This window comes from Anaerobacterium chartisolvens, from assembly GCF_003337415.1.
GTDB classification, from domain to species: domain Bacteria; phylum Bacillota; class Clostridia; order Acetivibrionales; family DSM-27016; genus Anaerobacterium; species Anaerobacterium chartisolvens.
The window spans coordinates 26,330-42,711 of sequence record NZ_QPJT01000032.1 but is presented as its reverse complement, the minus strand read 5'-3'; the positions used below and the strand labels follow the sequence as shown (position 1 = coordinate 42,711).

At 39.5% G+C, this 16,382-nt stretch carries 15 protein-coding genes; 14 read left to right on the top strand and 1 reads right to left on the bottom strand.

The window, feature by feature from the left end:
* From DFR58_RS19075 to DFR58_RS19020, 12 genes are all read left to right on the top strand, one after another.
* On the top strand, nucleotides 1–435 hold a 435-nt coding region (locus DFR58_RS19075; protein ID WP_147273215.1), incomplete at its 5' end, for a beta-keto acid cleavage family enzyme.
* Nucleotides 436–561: 126 nt separating this feature from the next.
* Nucleotides 562–1,215 carry an Mpv17/PMP22 family protein gene (locus tag DFR58_RS19070; RefSeq protein ID WP_114299684.1) on the top strand — a complete coding sequence of 218 codons (654 nt, stop codon included), beginning with the start codon at nucleotides 562–564 and terminating at the stop codon, nucleotides 1,213–1,215.
* Between the two features lie 131 nt (nucleotides 1,216–1,346).
* Nucleotides 1,347–2,264 (top strand): LysR family transcriptional regulator, encoded by a 918-nt coding sequence (locus DFR58_RS19065; protein WP_114299683.1) that lies wholly within the window; start codon nucleotides 1,347–1,349, stop codon nucleotides 2,262–2,264.
* A 471-nt stretch (nucleotides 2,265–2,735) separates the two neighbouring features.
* On the top strand, nucleotides 2,736–2,984 hold the full coding sequence (locus DFR58_RS19060) for an acyl carrier protein (protein WP_242987730.1): 249 nt from the start codon (nucleotides 2,736–2,738) through the stop codon (nucleotides 2,982–2,984).
* Between the two features lie 57 nt (nucleotides 2,985–3,041).
* Nucleotides 3,042–4,793 carry a CocE/NonD family hydrolase gene (locus DFR58_RS19055; protein WP_114299682.1) on the top strand — a complete coding sequence of 584 codons (1,752 nt, stop codon included), beginning with the start codon at nucleotides 3,042–3,044 and terminating at the stop codon, nucleotides 4,791–4,793.
* Between the two features lie 73 nt (nucleotides 4,794–4,866).
* Entirely contained in the window at nucleotides 4,867–5,874 is a 1,008-nt protein-coding gene (locus tag DFR58_RS19050; protein ID WP_341457415.1) for a phosphate acyltransferase, read from the top strand.
* 19 nt (nucleotides 5,875–5,893) lie between these two features.
* The gene (gene buk / locus DFR58_RS19045; RefSeq protein WP_114299680.1) at nucleotides 5,894–7,000 is read left to right on the top strand and encodes a butyrate kinase; all 1,107 of its coding nucleotides are present in this window, start codon (nucleotides 5,894–5,896) and stop codon (nucleotides 6,998–7,000) included.
* 34 nt (nucleotides 7,001–7,034) lie between these two features.
* Nucleotides 7,035–9,158, top strand: coding sequence for an FAD-dependent oxidoreductase (locus DFR58_RS19040; protein ID WP_114299679.1), 2,124 nt, complete (start codon nucleotides 7,035–7,037; stop codon nucleotides 9,156–9,158).
* A gap of 1 nt (nucleotide 9,159) precedes the next feature.
* Nucleotides 9,160–10,422: an NADH-ubiquinone oxidoreductase-F iron-sulfur binding region domain-containing protein gene (locus tag DFR58_RS19035; RefSeq protein WP_114299678.1), complete on the top strand. Its 1,263-nt coding sequence runs from the start codon at nucleotides 9,160–9,162 to the stop codon at nucleotides 10,420–10,422.
* A 46-nt stretch (nucleotides 10,423–10,468) separates the two neighbouring features.
* Entirely contained in the window at nucleotides 10,469–11,920 is a 1,452-nt protein-coding gene (locus DFR58_RS19030) for an FAD-dependent oxidoreductase (protein WP_114299677.1), read from the top strand.
* Nucleotides 11,904–12,329 carry a holo-ACP synthase gene (gene acpS / locus DFR58_RS19025; RefSeq protein ID WP_242987729.1) on the top strand — a complete coding sequence of 142 codons (426 nt, stop codon included), beginning with the start codon at nucleotides 11,904–11,906 and terminating at the stop codon, nucleotides 12,327–12,329. The genes DFR58_RS19030 and acpS overlap by 17 nt, the downstream gene beginning before the upstream one ends.
* 130 nt (nucleotides 12,330–12,459) lie before the next feature.
* Nucleotides 12,460–13,386, top strand: coding sequence for a flavodoxin family protein (locus DFR58_RS19020; RefSeq protein ID WP_114299676.1), 927 nt, complete (start codon nucleotides 12,460–12,462; stop codon nucleotides 13,384–13,386).
* A 174-nt stretch (nucleotides 13,387–13,560) separates the two neighbouring features.
* On the opposite strand, the gene DFR58_RS19015 is transcribed toward DFR58_RS19020, so the two are convergent.
* Complete coding sequence (locus DFR58_RS19015; RefSeq protein ID WP_114299675.1) at nucleotides 13,561–14,370, bottom strand: AraC family transcriptional regulator; 810 nt, start codon at nucleotides 14,368–14,370, stop codon at nucleotides 13,561–13,563.
* A 551-nt stretch (nucleotides 14,371–14,921) separates the two neighbouring features.
* Here DFR58_RS19015 and DFR58_RS19010 point away from each other — a divergent pair.
* Both DFR58_RS19010 and DFR58_RS19005 read left to right on the top strand, forming a co-directional pair.
* The gene (locus tag DFR58_RS19010) at nucleotides 14,922–15,932 is read left to right on the top strand and encodes a sugar phosphate isomerase/epimerase family protein (RefSeq protein WP_114299674.1); all 1,011 of its coding nucleotides are present in this window, start codon (nucleotides 14,922–14,924) and stop codon (nucleotides 15,930–15,932) included.
* Nucleotides 15,933–15,943: 11 nt separating this feature from the next.
* Nucleotides 15,944–16,336: a C-glycoside deglycosidase beta subunit domain-containing protein gene (locus DFR58_RS19005; RefSeq protein ID WP_114299673.1), complete on the top strand. Its 393-nt coding sequence runs from the start codon at nucleotides 15,944–15,946 to the stop codon at nucleotides 16,334–16,336.
* Nucleotides 16,337–16,382: the final 46 nt, after the last annotated feature.

Genomic DNA, 16,382 nt, shown 5'->3' with positions numbered 1-16,382 from the left:
CTGGGCATGGTAATGCAGGAGAACGGAATAAAGCCTGAGATAGAAATATTTGATGCCGGCATGGTTTATAACGCTTTGTATTATTTGAAAAAAGGCGTATTGAAAGCTCCGCTTCATTTCCAATTTGTGCTGGGCGCCGCGGGCGGAATGGATGCAACGGTAGAAAATCTTGTGTTCCTTAAGAGCCTGATACCTGCCGGATCGACCTGGGGTGCGCTTGGAATAGGAAAAGGGCATCTGCCCATCATGTACGCCGCGTTAGCGCTTGGAGGACATGTAAGGGTGGGAATGGAGGACAATATCCTTTATGCAAAGGGAGTGCTGGCTAAATCAAATCTTGAGTTTATAGAAAGAACAAAGAGGATAGTAAGGGAGCTTAACAAGGAAATAGCCACACCGGATGAGGCAAGACAAATATTGAGAATTAAATGCTAATATTAGTATATTGTTGTTGTGATTCATGGTTATAAAAATTGCGCACAATGTGCGCATTTTTATATTATGCAGACTAATATTTTTACTAAACGCTATAATAAATACACTAAAATCTGGAGGAGTAAAATGAAACACGGAGATTTAATTTGGGGATTGGTGTTTTTAGGAATTACAGCATTTTTAATAATACCCTCAACACATGAAGTTTTTGTTGCTACTACAAATGCACACCCATATTTTATGGGGTTTGTTAAATTTGCAGTAATGGCTTCAATGGGAGAACTTCTTGCACTGAGACTTATATCGGGTAAATGGAATAAAACTTCAGGAATGCAATATAAGGCTATTATTTGGGGTATAGTAGGTATGCTGATTGTTCTAATGTTCACTGTTTTTTCCGGCGGTGTTGCGGCAGCGGAAAAAGCAGGCTTGCTGTATAAATTTGATGGAGTTTTAGGAACTGTTCTTGATGCAATTTATATCAGTGTTATAATTAATCTAACCTTTGGTCCGATGTTTATGGCAGCTCACAGGATATCGGATACCTATATAGATCTGAGGGCTGAGGGACAAAAGACATCAGTAGCTGATGTTGTTTCAAAAACAGACTGGCAGGGTTTTATCAAGTTTGTTATTCGGAAAACCATACCTTATTTCTGGATACCGGCACATACCATTACTTTTTTATTACCGGCCCAATACAGGGTTTTGTGGGCTGCCTATCTGTCAATTGCACTTGGAATTATTCTTTCATACGCACGCAGAAAAAAAGTACAATAAATTAATTATATAAAGTGTAGTCCTTGATTAAATAAGGGCTGCACTTTTTTATGTAAAAAAATACAATAAACTATTGTACAAGTTGTGATATAATACCCATGTGCTACAAAGACTATTTCGGGAGGTAAGTTATGATTTCTAAACATATTAATATGCTGCAGATTGATTATTTTCTGGCGGTTGCTCAGTATCTGAACTTTACTGAAGCGGCCAAAAGTCTGTATATTTCACAGCCATCTTTAAGCAAGCAGATTGCACAGATGGAAAAGGAGATAGGTACTCAGCTTTTGCTTAGAAATAAAAGAACTGTCAGACTTACACCTGCCGGAACCGTATTGTTGAAAGAGCTAACGGAAATCAAGCACAAAATCGAAAGTGCCATAGAGAAGGCAAGGAAACCTGATATAGGAGAAGAAAGTTCAATAACTATCGGGTTTTTGGAGGTATTAAATACAGGCACCTTTTTACCGAAAGTAATAAATGACTTCAAGCAGCGTTATCCTGGGGTTACGATTGTATTGGAGCGTCATTCCTTTAAGGTTCTGAGAGAAAAATTAATTAACGGAAGCTTAGACGTTATATTCACTCTTTCCTTCGAGGTGAATGACTCCTTAGGTATTTTATATGATACCGTATATGAGACCTGGGGCAGTATAGTAATGTCGGCTTCCCATCCTTTGGCAAACTGTGAGGAATTATCACTTTCAGACTTAAAAGATGAAAAGTTTGTAATGATATCAAGGGATGAATCTCCAAAGGGTTTTGATTCAATAATAGGACTATGCAGAAAATATGGTTTTACTCCTAACATTGTAAAGCAGCTCCCAAACGCAGAATCACTTCTAATGTGTATTGAATCGGGGCTTGGTATTTCCCTGCTTGATTATAATGTTAGAATTCATAATAGTGACAGATTTAAAATGTTTAAAATTGAAGAGGATTTAATGAATGTTATTATGGCGTGGAAGAAGGATAACCTTAACCCTTCCATATCACTATTAACTACCAGTGTCCTTAAGGAAACAAGAATAGAAGAGACATATAGTTAAAAATAATAAGTGTGATTCCAATGCATAAAGGATTGTCCTTATAAAGGACAGTCTTTTTTGTTTTACGGTAATTTGTAGTTTGGTTTTATTTATAACCTAAATGCATAAGTGTAATTCTAACAATGTATTTCAACAATCCGAATAAGATTGTTAAAATTTAATTATGAATTAGCAAGTCATAAGCAATTCTTTAAACTATACAATATATAGGATGCAATAAAGATTTTACAAACATGGAGGATATAATTGCTTACAGAAATTTTTAATAGCAACGAAAAGACGCCTTGCGGGGAAATGTCTCACGGGTATGTCATCAGGCGCTTTTCTTAGATGTATTCCTTACGGGTGAAAAAAATTTCTTCCATCAAACTATATCCCCCATGTAAAATCTTTATTGCTAAATATATAGGTACTTAAAAATAATATTGATTCTAAAGAATAGAAAATTTTAATAAAAAGGAGACCAAACATATGCAACTGAGAGAAGAGATATTAGAAAAAATTATAGAACGTGCATCAGGACTTTTTAATAAAAGCCAGGAAGAATTAAATGCTGATACAAGATTAGCAGAAGATCTTGAGGCAAAATCAGTAAATTACAGCCAAATAATTACTTTCCTAGAAGATGAATTTGAAGTAGAAATCCCTTTTATGGATTTTAGAAGAAAGAAAACTCTCGGTGAAGCAGCTGCGTTTGTGGAAGGTATTATGGAAGGATAAACCAGAAAAATTACTTTTGATAATGCTATTTTAAAATATGCTACAGGGGGATTAAAAATGAATCAGCCAGAATTGTTTTCAAAAAAGGAAATATTCGATGGAGAAGAAATTGAAGTTTTCTACCGTAAAGCAAGGATTCCTGTTGATCCTGAAGAAGGCTTGGATCTTTCAAAAATGGAAGGAATAGCAGCAACTGCTCACGGTTTCTGTGCAAAATTCAATCAGCGTACGTATAAAACACAAGATGGAATTATTTGCGAGCAGGATGTACCGGTAACAATGAGAGACGGAACAGTTATTTATACGGATATATATCGTCCGGAAGGACAAACCAACATTCCATGTCTTGTATCATGGAGTTATTACGGCAAACGTCCCGGAGACGGAATGTCTGAATGGCAGGTAATGGGAGTACCCCCGGGAACAATATCAACCATGTCAAAATTCGAGTCACCCGACCCGGGGTTCTGGTGTCATCATGGTTATGCCGTAGCGAATGTTGACCCAAGAGGCTGTGGACATTCCGAAGGTGACATTAACCTGTTTGGCACTCAGGATGCTTTAGACGGATATGATTTTATAGAATGGGTAGCAAGGCAGCACTGGTGTAATGGAAAAGTGGGTATGAGCGGAAACTCCTGCGTAGCAATGACACAATACAGGATAGCTGCACAGCAGCCGCCTCATCTTACTTGTATTGCACCATGGGAAGCTACTGTAGATATTTATAGGGAATCCTTGTATGAAGGCGGAGTTCCGGCATTGAGCTTTAACGAGTTCATAGTCGCATCCCTGACAGGTCCGAATTTGGTAGATGACCTTGTTGCTAATGGAAGGAAATACCCGTTGATGAATAAATACTGGGAAGATAAGATTCCAAACTTCAAGAATATAAAAATCCCAGTATACGCAACAGCATCCTACAGCCATTTCCACTTGCACGGTTCCTTCGATGCCTTCAGAAAGGTAAGATCAACAAGAAAATGGATGCGTGCGCACAGGGAGCAGGAGTGGCCGGATCTCTATAATCCCGGCAACATTGAAGACTTGAAACGCTATTTTGACAGATACTTGAAAAATATTCACAACGGATGGGAAATGACATCAAGGTACCGTATAGAAGTAATGGACGCATTTGATTGTGATTACCGTACTAACAGGGCCGAAAAAGAATTTCCTTTGGCAAGGACACAATATCAAAGGCTGTATTTGGATGCATCAAACGGTTCACTCTCGAAAGAGCCCATGACAAATGTATCAAAAGTATCATATGACAGCCAGACAGGACAGGTAAACTTTGACATTACGTTTGAGGAAGATACTGAAATTACGGGATATATGTATCTGAGACTTTGGGTAGAAGCCGAAGAGCATAACGAAATAGATATGTTTGTAACCATCAAGAAGCTGGACGAAGATGGGAGCTGGCTGCCAACTTACATTCTGGGAGAACCACATCCCGGTACATGGGGTAAAATGAGAGTTTCACACAGAGCTTTGGATCCGAAGCTTTCAACCAAGTTTGAACCTGTACAATCCCACTTGAAGGAAGAAAAACTTTCAAAAGGTGAAATAGTGCCTGTTGATATCGCTATAGTCCCATCAAGTAAGGTTTGGCATAAAGGACAGCAGCTTAGTGTAGAAGTAGCAGGACGCTATATACGTGAAGGCTGGTTTGAGCCGCTTGCATGGGAAACAGACAATAAAGGAAAACATATTATCCATACGGGCGGGCAATATGATTCCTTCCTGCAGATACCTGTAATCCCACCAAAATATAAAACAAAGAGCGGATATGTATACCGCTAATATTTAAAAATATTAATAATTTCAAATAAACGGTGGTGGAATAGTCCGCCACCGTTTATCTTTTGAGAAAGGATTGGAACTTAATATGAGTACATTCATGGAGCAATTAGTAGAAAAGGCTAAAAACAGTCCCAAATCCATCATTTTTCCTGAAACAGGCAATGAAAAAGTTATTCAAGCTGCAAGAAAGGTCAAAGATATTGGTATTGCATTTCCCATACTTGTAGGAAAAAAGGAAGCAATTGAACAGTTTGCAGCTGATCTAGGCATTTCAACAGACGGATTCAATTATGTTGATAATACAGACGAAAAAACCATAGCTGATACAGTACAAGCATATCTGGCTGTAAGTCGCGAACTCACTGAAAAGACTCTGAACAGAAAATTGAAAGATCCGTTAAATTTTGCAGCCGCACAGGTTAAGGTCGGAAAAGCAGACTGTCTGGCGGCAGGTATTGATCACACTACAGGTGAGGTTATACTTGCAAGCCAGATGTTTATAGGAATGCAGAAAGGAATTCAGATAATATCCAGTATCGGCATTGTCGAAGCCCCGGATTACCAAGGCTCGGAAGGCAATCTGCTTGCTATTACAGACTGTGCGGTGTGTCAGAATCCAAATGCCTCAGAACTTGCAGATATCGCATGTGCATCTTCCGATACTATGAAAAGCTTGCTTGGCTGGGAGCCCAGAGCCGCATTGATTTGTTTCTCTACTGATGGAAGCGGACAGCACGAAATTACAGAAAAGGTAGTTGAAGCAGTACGGCTTGCTAATGAACGCAGGCCGGATCTTGCGATAGACGGAGAATTTCAGCTTGATGCAGCATTAAATCAGAAAGTTGCGGCTAAAAAAGTAAAAAGGGAAAGCAGGGTTGCAGGCCGGGCAAATATTATCGTTTTCCCGGATTTAAATGCAGGGAATATAGGTGTAAAGCTCATACAGACCTTTGGCAACGCTCTTGCACACGGTCCACTATTACAGGGTTTTGCAAAACCTGTAACTGATTTCTCAAGAAGCGCTCCGGTGGATGAAATAGTTGGAAATCTGATCATGCTGGTAGTCAGGGCAGCAAAATAAGGACATGAAAGGAACTAATATGAATAAGAGTTATAAGCTATTTACTATAAACCCGGGTTCGACCTCTACTAAAATTGCGTTATTTGAAAATGACAAACTGATTTTTTCTTCAAATGTTTCCCATGATGCAGCAAAACTAAAGGAATTCCCACAGATCAGCGATCAGTTTGATTATAGAAAAGAGACAATTCTGGCATTACTGGCTCAAAAAAACATTTCTCTCGAAGGAATTGATGCTTTTGTAGGACGCGGAGGCGGACTTGTAGGTTTGAAAGGTGGAACCTATACAATTAACGATATCCTGCTTCATCACGCAAGAATAGGTTTTACAGTAAAGCATCCGGCAGCTTTGGGAAGCCAGCTTGCTTATGATTTTTCACAAACTTACGGGGGTGTTTCCTTCGTCGTTAATCCTCCCGACGTGGATGAAATGGAACTGGTAGCACGTGTCAGCGGTCTTGATGATGCGGCACGTGAGAGCAGAAGCCATCCACTGAATCAAAAAGAAGTCGGTATACGATATGCGGCTGAGATCGGAAAACGTTATGAGGATTTGAACCTTGTAATTTCCCATATTGGCGGTGGAGTTTCAGTAACTGCGCATAGAAAGGGGCGTATGGTTGATACAACTGATGTAATAAACGGTGATGGTCCTATGGCTCCTACAAGAGCGGGTGCCATTCCTGCAAATGCCATTGTAAAAATGTGTTATTCAGGTAAGTTCACAGAAAAACAAATGTATGACCGTATAACAAAGACTGGCGGCTTGGTTGATCATCTTGGGACATCCGATGTGCGTGAGATATTAGCCCGTATTAATAGCGGAGACGAATATGCAAAGGTGGTATATGACGCAATGATTTATCAAATATGTAAATACATTGGTGCTTACGCAACGGTTTTAAAGGGAGAAGTAGATGCTGTTATTTTGACCGGTGGTATTGCTAATGATCGGTACCTTGTTGAAAAAGTTACCGATATGGTGGAATATATCGCTCCAGTTAAGGTTACAGCAGGTGAGTTTGAAATGGAAGCGCTGGCAAGCGGTGCATTAAGAGTACTCACAGGACAGGAAGAAGCAAAAATTTATACAGGTGTCCCCGTCTGGAACGGATCGTACAAATAAGCAGAATTATATAAATTAGAAAGTGGTGTGAAAAATGGCTACTATTACGATTGATGGTATCCGGCTTGAAGTGCAAGATAATAAAAGTGTTTTGGATTGCGCACTTGAAGCAGGAATTTATATTCCTCATCTGTGCCATCACCCGGATTTAAGCGAACACGGGTCTTGCAGACTTTGTATTGTTGACGTAGAGGGAGAAGAAAATGTAGTTGCTTCCTGTATCCTCAGAGCTAAGGAGGGCTTAAACATCCGTACCAACAGTGAGAGGATAGGCAAACTGCGTAATTTAGCTTTGGAGCTTTTATTGGCAGGCCATCCTGAGGACTGTTCCACATGCCCGAAATACGGCAACTGCGAATTGCAGACATTAATCCAGTATATGGGCGCAACAAATTCACGTATGAGGGCAAGAATAAAAGGTTTTAAAAGTGAAGAAAGAAATCCGCTTTTTATACACGATATGAATCGCTGTGTTTTATGCGGCAGATGTGTACGTGCCTGTGGAGAATTGAGAGAAGTAAGCGTTCTTCAATATAACAAGAAAGAGCTTGAAACTTATGTGGGCACTGTGCATGATAAACTGCTAAAGGATGCGGACTGCCGTTTCTGTGGTGCATGTGCGGAAGTATGTCCGACAGGAACCATACGTGATAAGACTCAGCTCCTAAGCAGCAGCTCAAGCAAAGAGGAAGCATTGGTGCCATGCCGTGCCCAATGTCCTGCACATACGGATGTACCAAGATATATACGCTATGTAAAAGAGGGGAAATTCTCAGAAGCTGCGGCGGTTATACGTGAAAAAGCACCCTTTCCAATGGTACTGGGATATATATGCAATCATTTATGTGAGCTTCATTGCAGACGAAAAGAAGTAAATGATGCTCTTTCAATACGCAATATAAAACGCTATGCCGCAGAAAATGATTATGGGAAAATATGGAACGAAAAAGGCAAACAGCTGCCTTCGACAGGTAAAAAAGTTGCCGTTGTCGGAGCAGGTCCCGCCGGTCTTACTGCTGCATACTATCTGAGAAAGCAGGGACATGAAGTAACAATAAAAGAAGCCCTTCCCAAAGCAGGAGGAATGCTTCAATACGGTATACCGAGTTACAGATTGCCACGGGAGGTAGTCGAAAAGGAGACTTCAGTGATATTTGATACCGGAGTTAAGCTGGAAACTGATGCGAAAGTGGGAAAACCTGAGGAGCTTCTCAAGGAAGGCTACGATGCAGTACTCGTGGCAATAGGTACTCATAAAGGAGTAAAACTGCCGCTGGAAGGTAACGAACTCCCGGGAGTAATTATAAACACAGATTTCCTTAGAGCTGCAAGTATGGGTAAAGAAACCGGCATCGGTAAAAAAGTTGTTGTTCTTGGCGGGGGTAATGTTGCTTTTGACTGTGCGAGAACAGCAAAAAGACTTGGTGCCGAAGAGGTTCATCTTGCATGTCTTGAAGCAAGAGAAAAAATGCTTTCTGATAGGGAAGAAATTCACCAGGGTGAGGAAGAGGGAGTGAAGCTACACTCGGGAAGAGCTTTCGAAAAGATTACAGGTACAGACAGAGTTACAGGTGTTACCTTTAGTGAGATCGAATCCTTTACATTTGATGAAAACAGACGTGCTATTATTGCAAAAAAAGAAAACTCTGAATACACGGTAGAAGCAGATACGGTGATTTTCGCTGTGGGCCAGAGACCTGACATATTGGAAACTGCAGGGATTGAGCTTGGCAGAGGGAATACCGTTGCGGTAGGAGAAGGTAACCTGGCTACAAAAGTTTCTGGAATATTTGCTGCCGGAGATGTCGTATATGGAACCAATTCAGTTATAAAAGCAATAGCTTCAGGCCGTGATGCAGCTTCTGAGATTGATAAATTCCTCGGCGGTGATGGAGATATTTCAGAGGTTTTGGCCCCAAAGGAAGCCCCAAATTCTTGTATTGGAAAAATAGAAGGTTTCGGCTATAAACAGCGCAAAGAAAGCAAAGTGGCAGAAGCATCCGATAGATTAAATAGTTTCAGCCTCATTAACTTTGGCATATGTGATGAAGATATTTGCGGTGAATCGGAACGCTGCCTGCAGTGTGACCTCCGTTTGCAAATTTCCCCGCCAAGGCTATGGGGAGATTACTCTTCGGAAGATAAGGGGGCCGAATAAAATGAGTATTTTGAAAAGAAATTATCCACCGGCTACGGCACTTATCAATGCGAAGAAGCTTGGAAAGAACAAAGCTATAGAGCTGGTAAAGGCTATAGGTTTAAGAGAATACGGAGTATATAACAACAGATTTGTAGCCGATGAATGGGGAGATTTTGAATCCGGCAGCCAAAAGCCTGAGAAGATACTAGGTGCTTTGAATAACAGCGATACCGAGTATATGCTGCTGGAAGTAATAAGAGAAAACACCTCAGCTGTAATCGAGGGCCTTGCTATTGCAGCCTATTTATCAGGTGCTAATGCTGTGGAAGTTGTGCTGCCATATGAGGGCAAAGACCTTACAGAGAAAGTCTGTGAAGCATTTAAGGATTTTGATTTGGCATTTTCAATATCATATGGGATGGTAAATGTACGTGCTGTTGGAAATAGCATTATTCACCATTTTGAAACGTCCGCTGCAATTACTGCGCTGTTTGAAGACAGTTGCTCTTACATGAAAACTGCTGTAGCGGCAGTAAAAAAATACGGTGATACAATTGATAAGGCTGTAGAATTTCCATACGGTAAGACCATTGCAGAAATTGCAGGAATTGATGAAAATGCTGGAATAAAGGCAATAGCGGTGGGTTCAACCTTATACGGTGTTTCAGCTTTTAGTTTGGTTGTTGATGAAGTGTTTCCGCTTGAAAATGGTGTAATTACCCTTTATGACAGTAAATGCTGTATTGCAGACCAGGCTGAAAAAGCAGCGCTGGAGGTTAGAAAAACAGGGTGCGGAAAGTGTACTTTCTGCCGTGAGGGTGCAATTCAAATTCACACTATGTTTAAAAATATAACAGGTGCAAAAGGTAAGGCAACAGATATAGGTATGATTAAGGAAATAGGTGAGGCAATGCGATTCTCATCACTTTGCAGTATAGGACTTACAGGGGCAAATTTTGCTCTGTCATCCCTGCAAAGCTTTGGTGATGAAGTAGAAGCACATATAAGGAGAAAGAAATGTCCTGCTGAAAGCTGCAGTGCATTCATGAATGTTTATATTGCTCCATCTATCTGTGATGGGTGCGGCGATTGTCTGGATGTATGTGAAGCTGATTGCATAGAAGGTAAACCCGGATTTATTCACATGATAGACGAGTTTGACTGTACAAAATGCGGGAAATGTATTGAAGTATGTCGGCAGAAAGCCATTATCAAAACTAAAGGACGTATTCCAAAGCTTCCTGAGAGGCTGACAAGGGTAGGGAAATTTAATAAGCGTTAGTGTAAGGCAAAATCCAAATATACTAATAAAAAACGGGGGTTATTTTATGAAAAGAATGGAAGCAGATGTAATAGTAGTTGCTGCAGGTCCTGCGGGTCTTGCCGCATCCATTTCGGCTGCAGAAGCTGGAAAGAATGTTTTAACATTTGAAAAAGCAAACACAACAGGTGGAGCCGGTAACATGGGTATGGGACCATTTGCTGTTGAAACACGTTTGCAGAGGGACAGTTTTATAGAAATTTCAAAAGAAGAAGCATTTGATATGCATATGAAGTATACACATTACCGTGTTGATGCAGATTTGGTGCAAGCTTATTTCGGAAAATCCGCAGACACAATTTCATGGCTGCAGGAAATGGGAGTAGAATTTGTGGGTGCATTCAAATATTTTTCAAGTTCTGAAGCTACCTGGCATATTGTAAAGCCTGAAAATGGAGTTGTAGGCCCGCGTGCAGCGTCTGCTATGTATAAGATTATGACTCAGCATGCAAAAGAAGTTGGTGTTGATATAAAGCTTGAAACACCTGTAAAGAAGTTGATAGTAGAGAATGGTAAGGTTGCCGGTGTGATTGCGGCCGAAAAAGGCGGGGAAGAAATTGACGCACGCGCAAAGGCTGTAATCATTGCCACGGGCGGATTTGGCGATAATGTTGAAATGATTGAAAAATATTTGGGCTACAAATGTAGAGAAGACTATTTCCCGTTTATGATTCCGGGACTTAAAGGTGATGGACTTAATATGTGCTGGGAGATAGGAGCAGCAAAATACGGAATCGGTGCAGAAGTTATTTATCAATTACCCGACAACTTGAGCTGGTTCTGTCTGGATGGAGTATTGCGCCAGCCAAACCTTCTTATAAATCAGCGCGGTGACCGTTTCATGAACGAAGAACAGCTTGAAAATACAACCTTTGCAGGTAATGCAATTGCTTTGCAGCCAGGCAGATATGCTTACTGTATAATGGACGAAGGCATAAAGAAACATTATCTGAGAAATGGACTTGATCAGGTTGATATGGTTCATCCATCTTCCATAATCTACGGCTTTGAAGAGGAAGCTGCACGCGCGGAGCAAACAGGTTATGAAGGGTACTTTGAGGTGGATACGATAGAAGAATTGGCTGGAAAATTGGGTATTGATGCGGATAAGTTGCAGGATACCATAGATGAATACAATGACATGTGTGATCAGAACATGGATACTAAGTTCGGTAAAAATCCTAAGTATTTGCATGCAATAGGAAAAGGTAAACTGTACGTCGGTAAGTTCTTTCTGGGTGCTTACGGTTCGATCGGGGGACTTAAAATAAATTCAAAGTGTCAAGTGTTTAATGAGAAGGATGAAGTAATACCGGGACTGTATGCTGCGGGACAGGACGCAAATACCATCTACGGCGACAGCTATAATTTCTACATGCCCGGAAACAGTATGGGTTTTGCTATAAATACCGGTCGTATGGCGGGAGAAGCAGCTTCTGATTATGCTGACGAATTATAATACTTATGTAGAATTGAGGCTGGAAATGGTATTAGGTATCGGAACGGATATTCTTAAGATTGATCGGATTCGAAAAAGCTATACAAGTAATGAGGATTCGTTTATTAAAAAAACTTATACTTATAAAGAGCAAAAGCAGGCTGTGGAACGCAGCGATCCGGCATTGTACTTTGCAACTCGTTACGCCGGTAAGGAAGCTGTATTCAAGAGCTTGGGGATAGACGGAAACATAATAAAACTCAATGAGATAGAGATACTTGGTACCGATACAGGCCAACCCAAAGTAACACTTTTAGGAAAATTAAAAGACATTGCTGCTCAAAAAGGAGTGGTAAACGTTTATATATCACTATCTTATGATACCGATTATGCTGTAGCGTATGCAATAGTTGAAAGTTATATAGTTTAGGCTTTTGCATATCGGATAACCGAGGATGTAAAATAATATCCTTCGGAAATTATTTTACATCCTTTTTAGATAGTTTGTATCCTAATTCATATAGTACACTTATTATCATATCGTTTAAGGAGAGGATCTTATGAATATTTTAGCAGTTACAGCAGGAAGAAAAAACGGAAACGGTGAAATTCTGGTGAAGGAAGCACTAATGAGAGCGGAGGAGCTGGGAGCTGAGGTAAAAATGATTAACCTTCATGACTATAATATTACCCCATGTTCAGGCTGTGAATCCTGCACCGTCAAGTTTACACAGAAGCATGAACCTCCGGAATGTATTTATAAAGATGATATGGACAAAATTATGAAGGAATGGCTGGCAGCTGACGGTGTAATTGTTGCAGTGCCTGCATTCAGTTATATGCCTGCCGGAATTTACAGGATTTTTACAGACCGTCATCTGGCATATGAGCCAAATTTCCATAAGCAAGTTGGAAACAAGGACTATTTCAAACACAGAGTAGGAGCAATTATTGGTAACGGTGGTTCCACACGCAGTTGGATGTCACTTACCCTTGAGTGTATTAACATTACACTTATAACACAGGATATCAAAGTTGTTGACCAGATGATGGCAAACCGGGCTCCAAGACCTGGGCAGATCCTTCTTGACGAAGCAGCACTAAACAGAGCAAGACAGCTTGGAGAAAATGTTATAAAGGGAATTCAGGATTATGAAAATGTTAAGTTCCTTGGAGACCAAAATCTGGGCTGGTGTCCGGTATGCCACTCCAACGTTTTATCCTTAGGACAGCCTCACTGGAACAGCGAAGGTTTTGTTATAGAATGTCCAATATGTCATTGCGGAGGAGATCTGCAGAAAGATGAAAACGGCAAATGGAAATTTGTTATTCAGGAAAATGGAGATGAAAAGTCCATGCTGGATGGCAGAGGGGCAAAGGACCATTTTTTTGAAATTGAAGATACTATGAAGAAATATTTTATGAATCTTGAAAAAATAGATGAGAAACGCAAGAAGTATACGGATTATAAACCGGCTTCAATTTAATAAAAATGCGGCAACCGGGCATGGTTGCCGTATTTTTGGAATTCACATACTAAGGTATACATTTTAAGTCAAATCCGTATATTAAGACAGCTGAGTTTTTCAGCAGTTTCTATAAAGAATAAGAGAAATTCAAACAAGCTATAATGCAACAGACTCCCTCTGTTGTTTTTTTGTCTAAATTCCGATTGTTTTCTCATACAACTTATCCGGAGAAGACCCTACAACCTTTTCCACCTCATACTCACCAAGCTGTTTTGCATACTGCTGAGGACTAATTCCCGTATATTGCTTGAAAATCCTGGAAAAATAATATTGATCCCGGAACCCAGATTCCAATGAAACCTGTTTTACAGGACATTTTCCCTGATACTGTTGAAATTGCCTTTTGGCATATTCTATTCTTATATTATTAAAATAACTAACAGGGGAAGTACCTGTGACTTCTTTAAAGATCTTTCGGAAATAACCCTTGCAATAACCTGTATTTTCTACTTCTTTAGCTATATCAAAGTGACAGTTTGAGATATTGTTAACCATTATATTTGTAAAGGTTCCGATCAGAGAATTGCGCTTTTGTGTTTCAGTGTTAAAACTTACCAGCAGCTGATACATGGTTTCTCCCAATGAATTTAAAATTGAATTTGCATTGGTGATATTCTTAATAAAAATATCAAAAGCAAGTAAAATCAAATTTCTGAAGGTTTGGCTTACGTCATCTTGAAATATACCTATTTTCTCATTGTTTAAAGGAGTAAAATCCTTTATAAACAAACACGCATCCATAAAGCCTTCTTCTGAAACTTTCCTGTGAGGAGTTTCAGGAGGAATATAAAATATGGTGCCTTCCTTAAAGGAGTATTCCTTATTATCAATAGTTGCAGTTCCGGTACCCTGGAGGTTTAAGATAACCTCCCAGTAGCCGTGCTGATGTACGGGAAAACTGTTATATACCTGCATTGATTTTCCAACAGTTACAATTTCCATATTGCCACCTGCTTTCCATATAAAAATTCGATTGGCACATTCTGAGAATTACTTGCCATGAAATTCTAATTGTACATTACTTGTGCGCAAATATTGTTTATATATATTTAGCAATAAAGATTTTACATGGGGGATATAGTTTGATGGAAGAAATTTTTTTGACCCGTAAGGAATACATCTAAGAAAAGCGCCTGATGACATACCCGTGAGACATTTCCCCGCAAGGCGTCTTTTCGTTGTAGTTAAAAATTTCTGTAAGCAATTATATCCTCCATGTTTGTAAAATCTTTATTGCATCCTATATATAAGATAAATTATAAATAGTAAAATGCGTTTTGTCCATTAATGTGTTTCTTTTTTGTATTTGAATGACTAATAAAAAAAGATATATTTTATTTAAGCATACTTAATGTCCCACATATAATAAGACAAATTTAAAATAATGGCAGGTCTATCATAAAAAACAAGGCTTGTTCAGGGCGACACATTGAGCCTTGCCATTTAGAAAACGTATACAAAGATGTTAATAAACAGAGAAAGGGGTAATAAAAATGAGTAATATAAAACGCTCTGTAAGCATGTACAGCTTGCAGGATGAATATGCAAGGGGTAGCATGAAGCTGCCTGAGATTTTTGAATACTTGAATGGGATGGGCACAGGACTTGAATTTATCAGCGATCAGATGATGCACAATACACCGGAGCCTACAGAAGAAGATTTAAAAGTATGGGATAGTCTTGTTGAGAAATATGAACCAACCTTAGTATGCAATGATATTTTCATCAACACCTGTCTTTACAAAAACCGTTCCTTTACAAAAAAGGAATCTATAAATGCTTTAATTAAAGAAATTAAGTTAGCCAACCGTCTTGGTTTCAAAATGGTTCGTCTGGTATCAAAGACACAGGCAGATATTATAGAACCCGTACTTTCATATGCTGAAAAGTACAATGTAATACTTTCATTGGAAATACATGCGGGAATGAGTTTTGACAATCCACACACACAAGAGTTCGTAGAAGTAATGAGAAAATTGAATTCTCCATATGTCGGATTAACAATTGATACGGGTATCTTCTGCAGAAGACAGCCAAGAGTATTTGCAAATTACTTCAGGCATCTGGGTGTAAATGAGGAATTAATAGCTTTAACAGATAAAGTTTTTGCAAGCGGATCGGATATGAAGGTTTATAATACAGAAAACGGCAAACCGGGTGAGCGCTTTGCAAAAGATGTAGCAGCATTAATCAAAACACCTGCAGAAACACAGTACGCTTTTCTTGCAGATGGCTATGAAAACAGTCCATTTGATATTTTGGATGAATATATGCCTTACGCTACGCATTTCCATGGAAAAATTTTTGAAATGACTGAAGAAGGTATAGAATATTCAATCCCCTTTGACGAACTTATCAAGTACCTTGATCAAAAAGGCTACAAAGGGTATATTTCAACTGAATATGAAGGCAACCGCTGGACTTTGCCGGGCAGCCCAATGAAGGAAAAAGAAAATACAGAAGCTCATCAGGCACTGTTAAAAAAGTGTATTGAGGAATTATAGGAGGGGAAATCATGTTTGAAAACTATATACTTACTGAAGGTTCCTGCAAAAATGTTAGCAAAGACGGGAAGATTATAGGCTATCAAATGCAGACACAAATAACATACTACAGGGGGATACCTTGTTCAATGATTCATGAAGTAAAAGTTGCAGCAGACGGGGTGGAAGTTCCAAGGGAAAAAATCCTTTTCAGTCCTGATGGAGAAGACTTTTTTACGCTGGATGAGCTTGAAACCGTAACATCTTATAAATGGGAGTTTGGAGAAAAAGCAACGGTATTTGTTGAGCAGGAAGGCGGGCTTGCGCCGGGTGAACATGAGATAACTCTTACTACATCCATTCGCACGGCTTATATTCCGGTTCCTGTAGGAGGATTTAAAACACGAAAAGTAGTAATTGCATAAGCTAAAATCAGAGACGGTTATTAATGAAATAACCTGTCTCTATTTT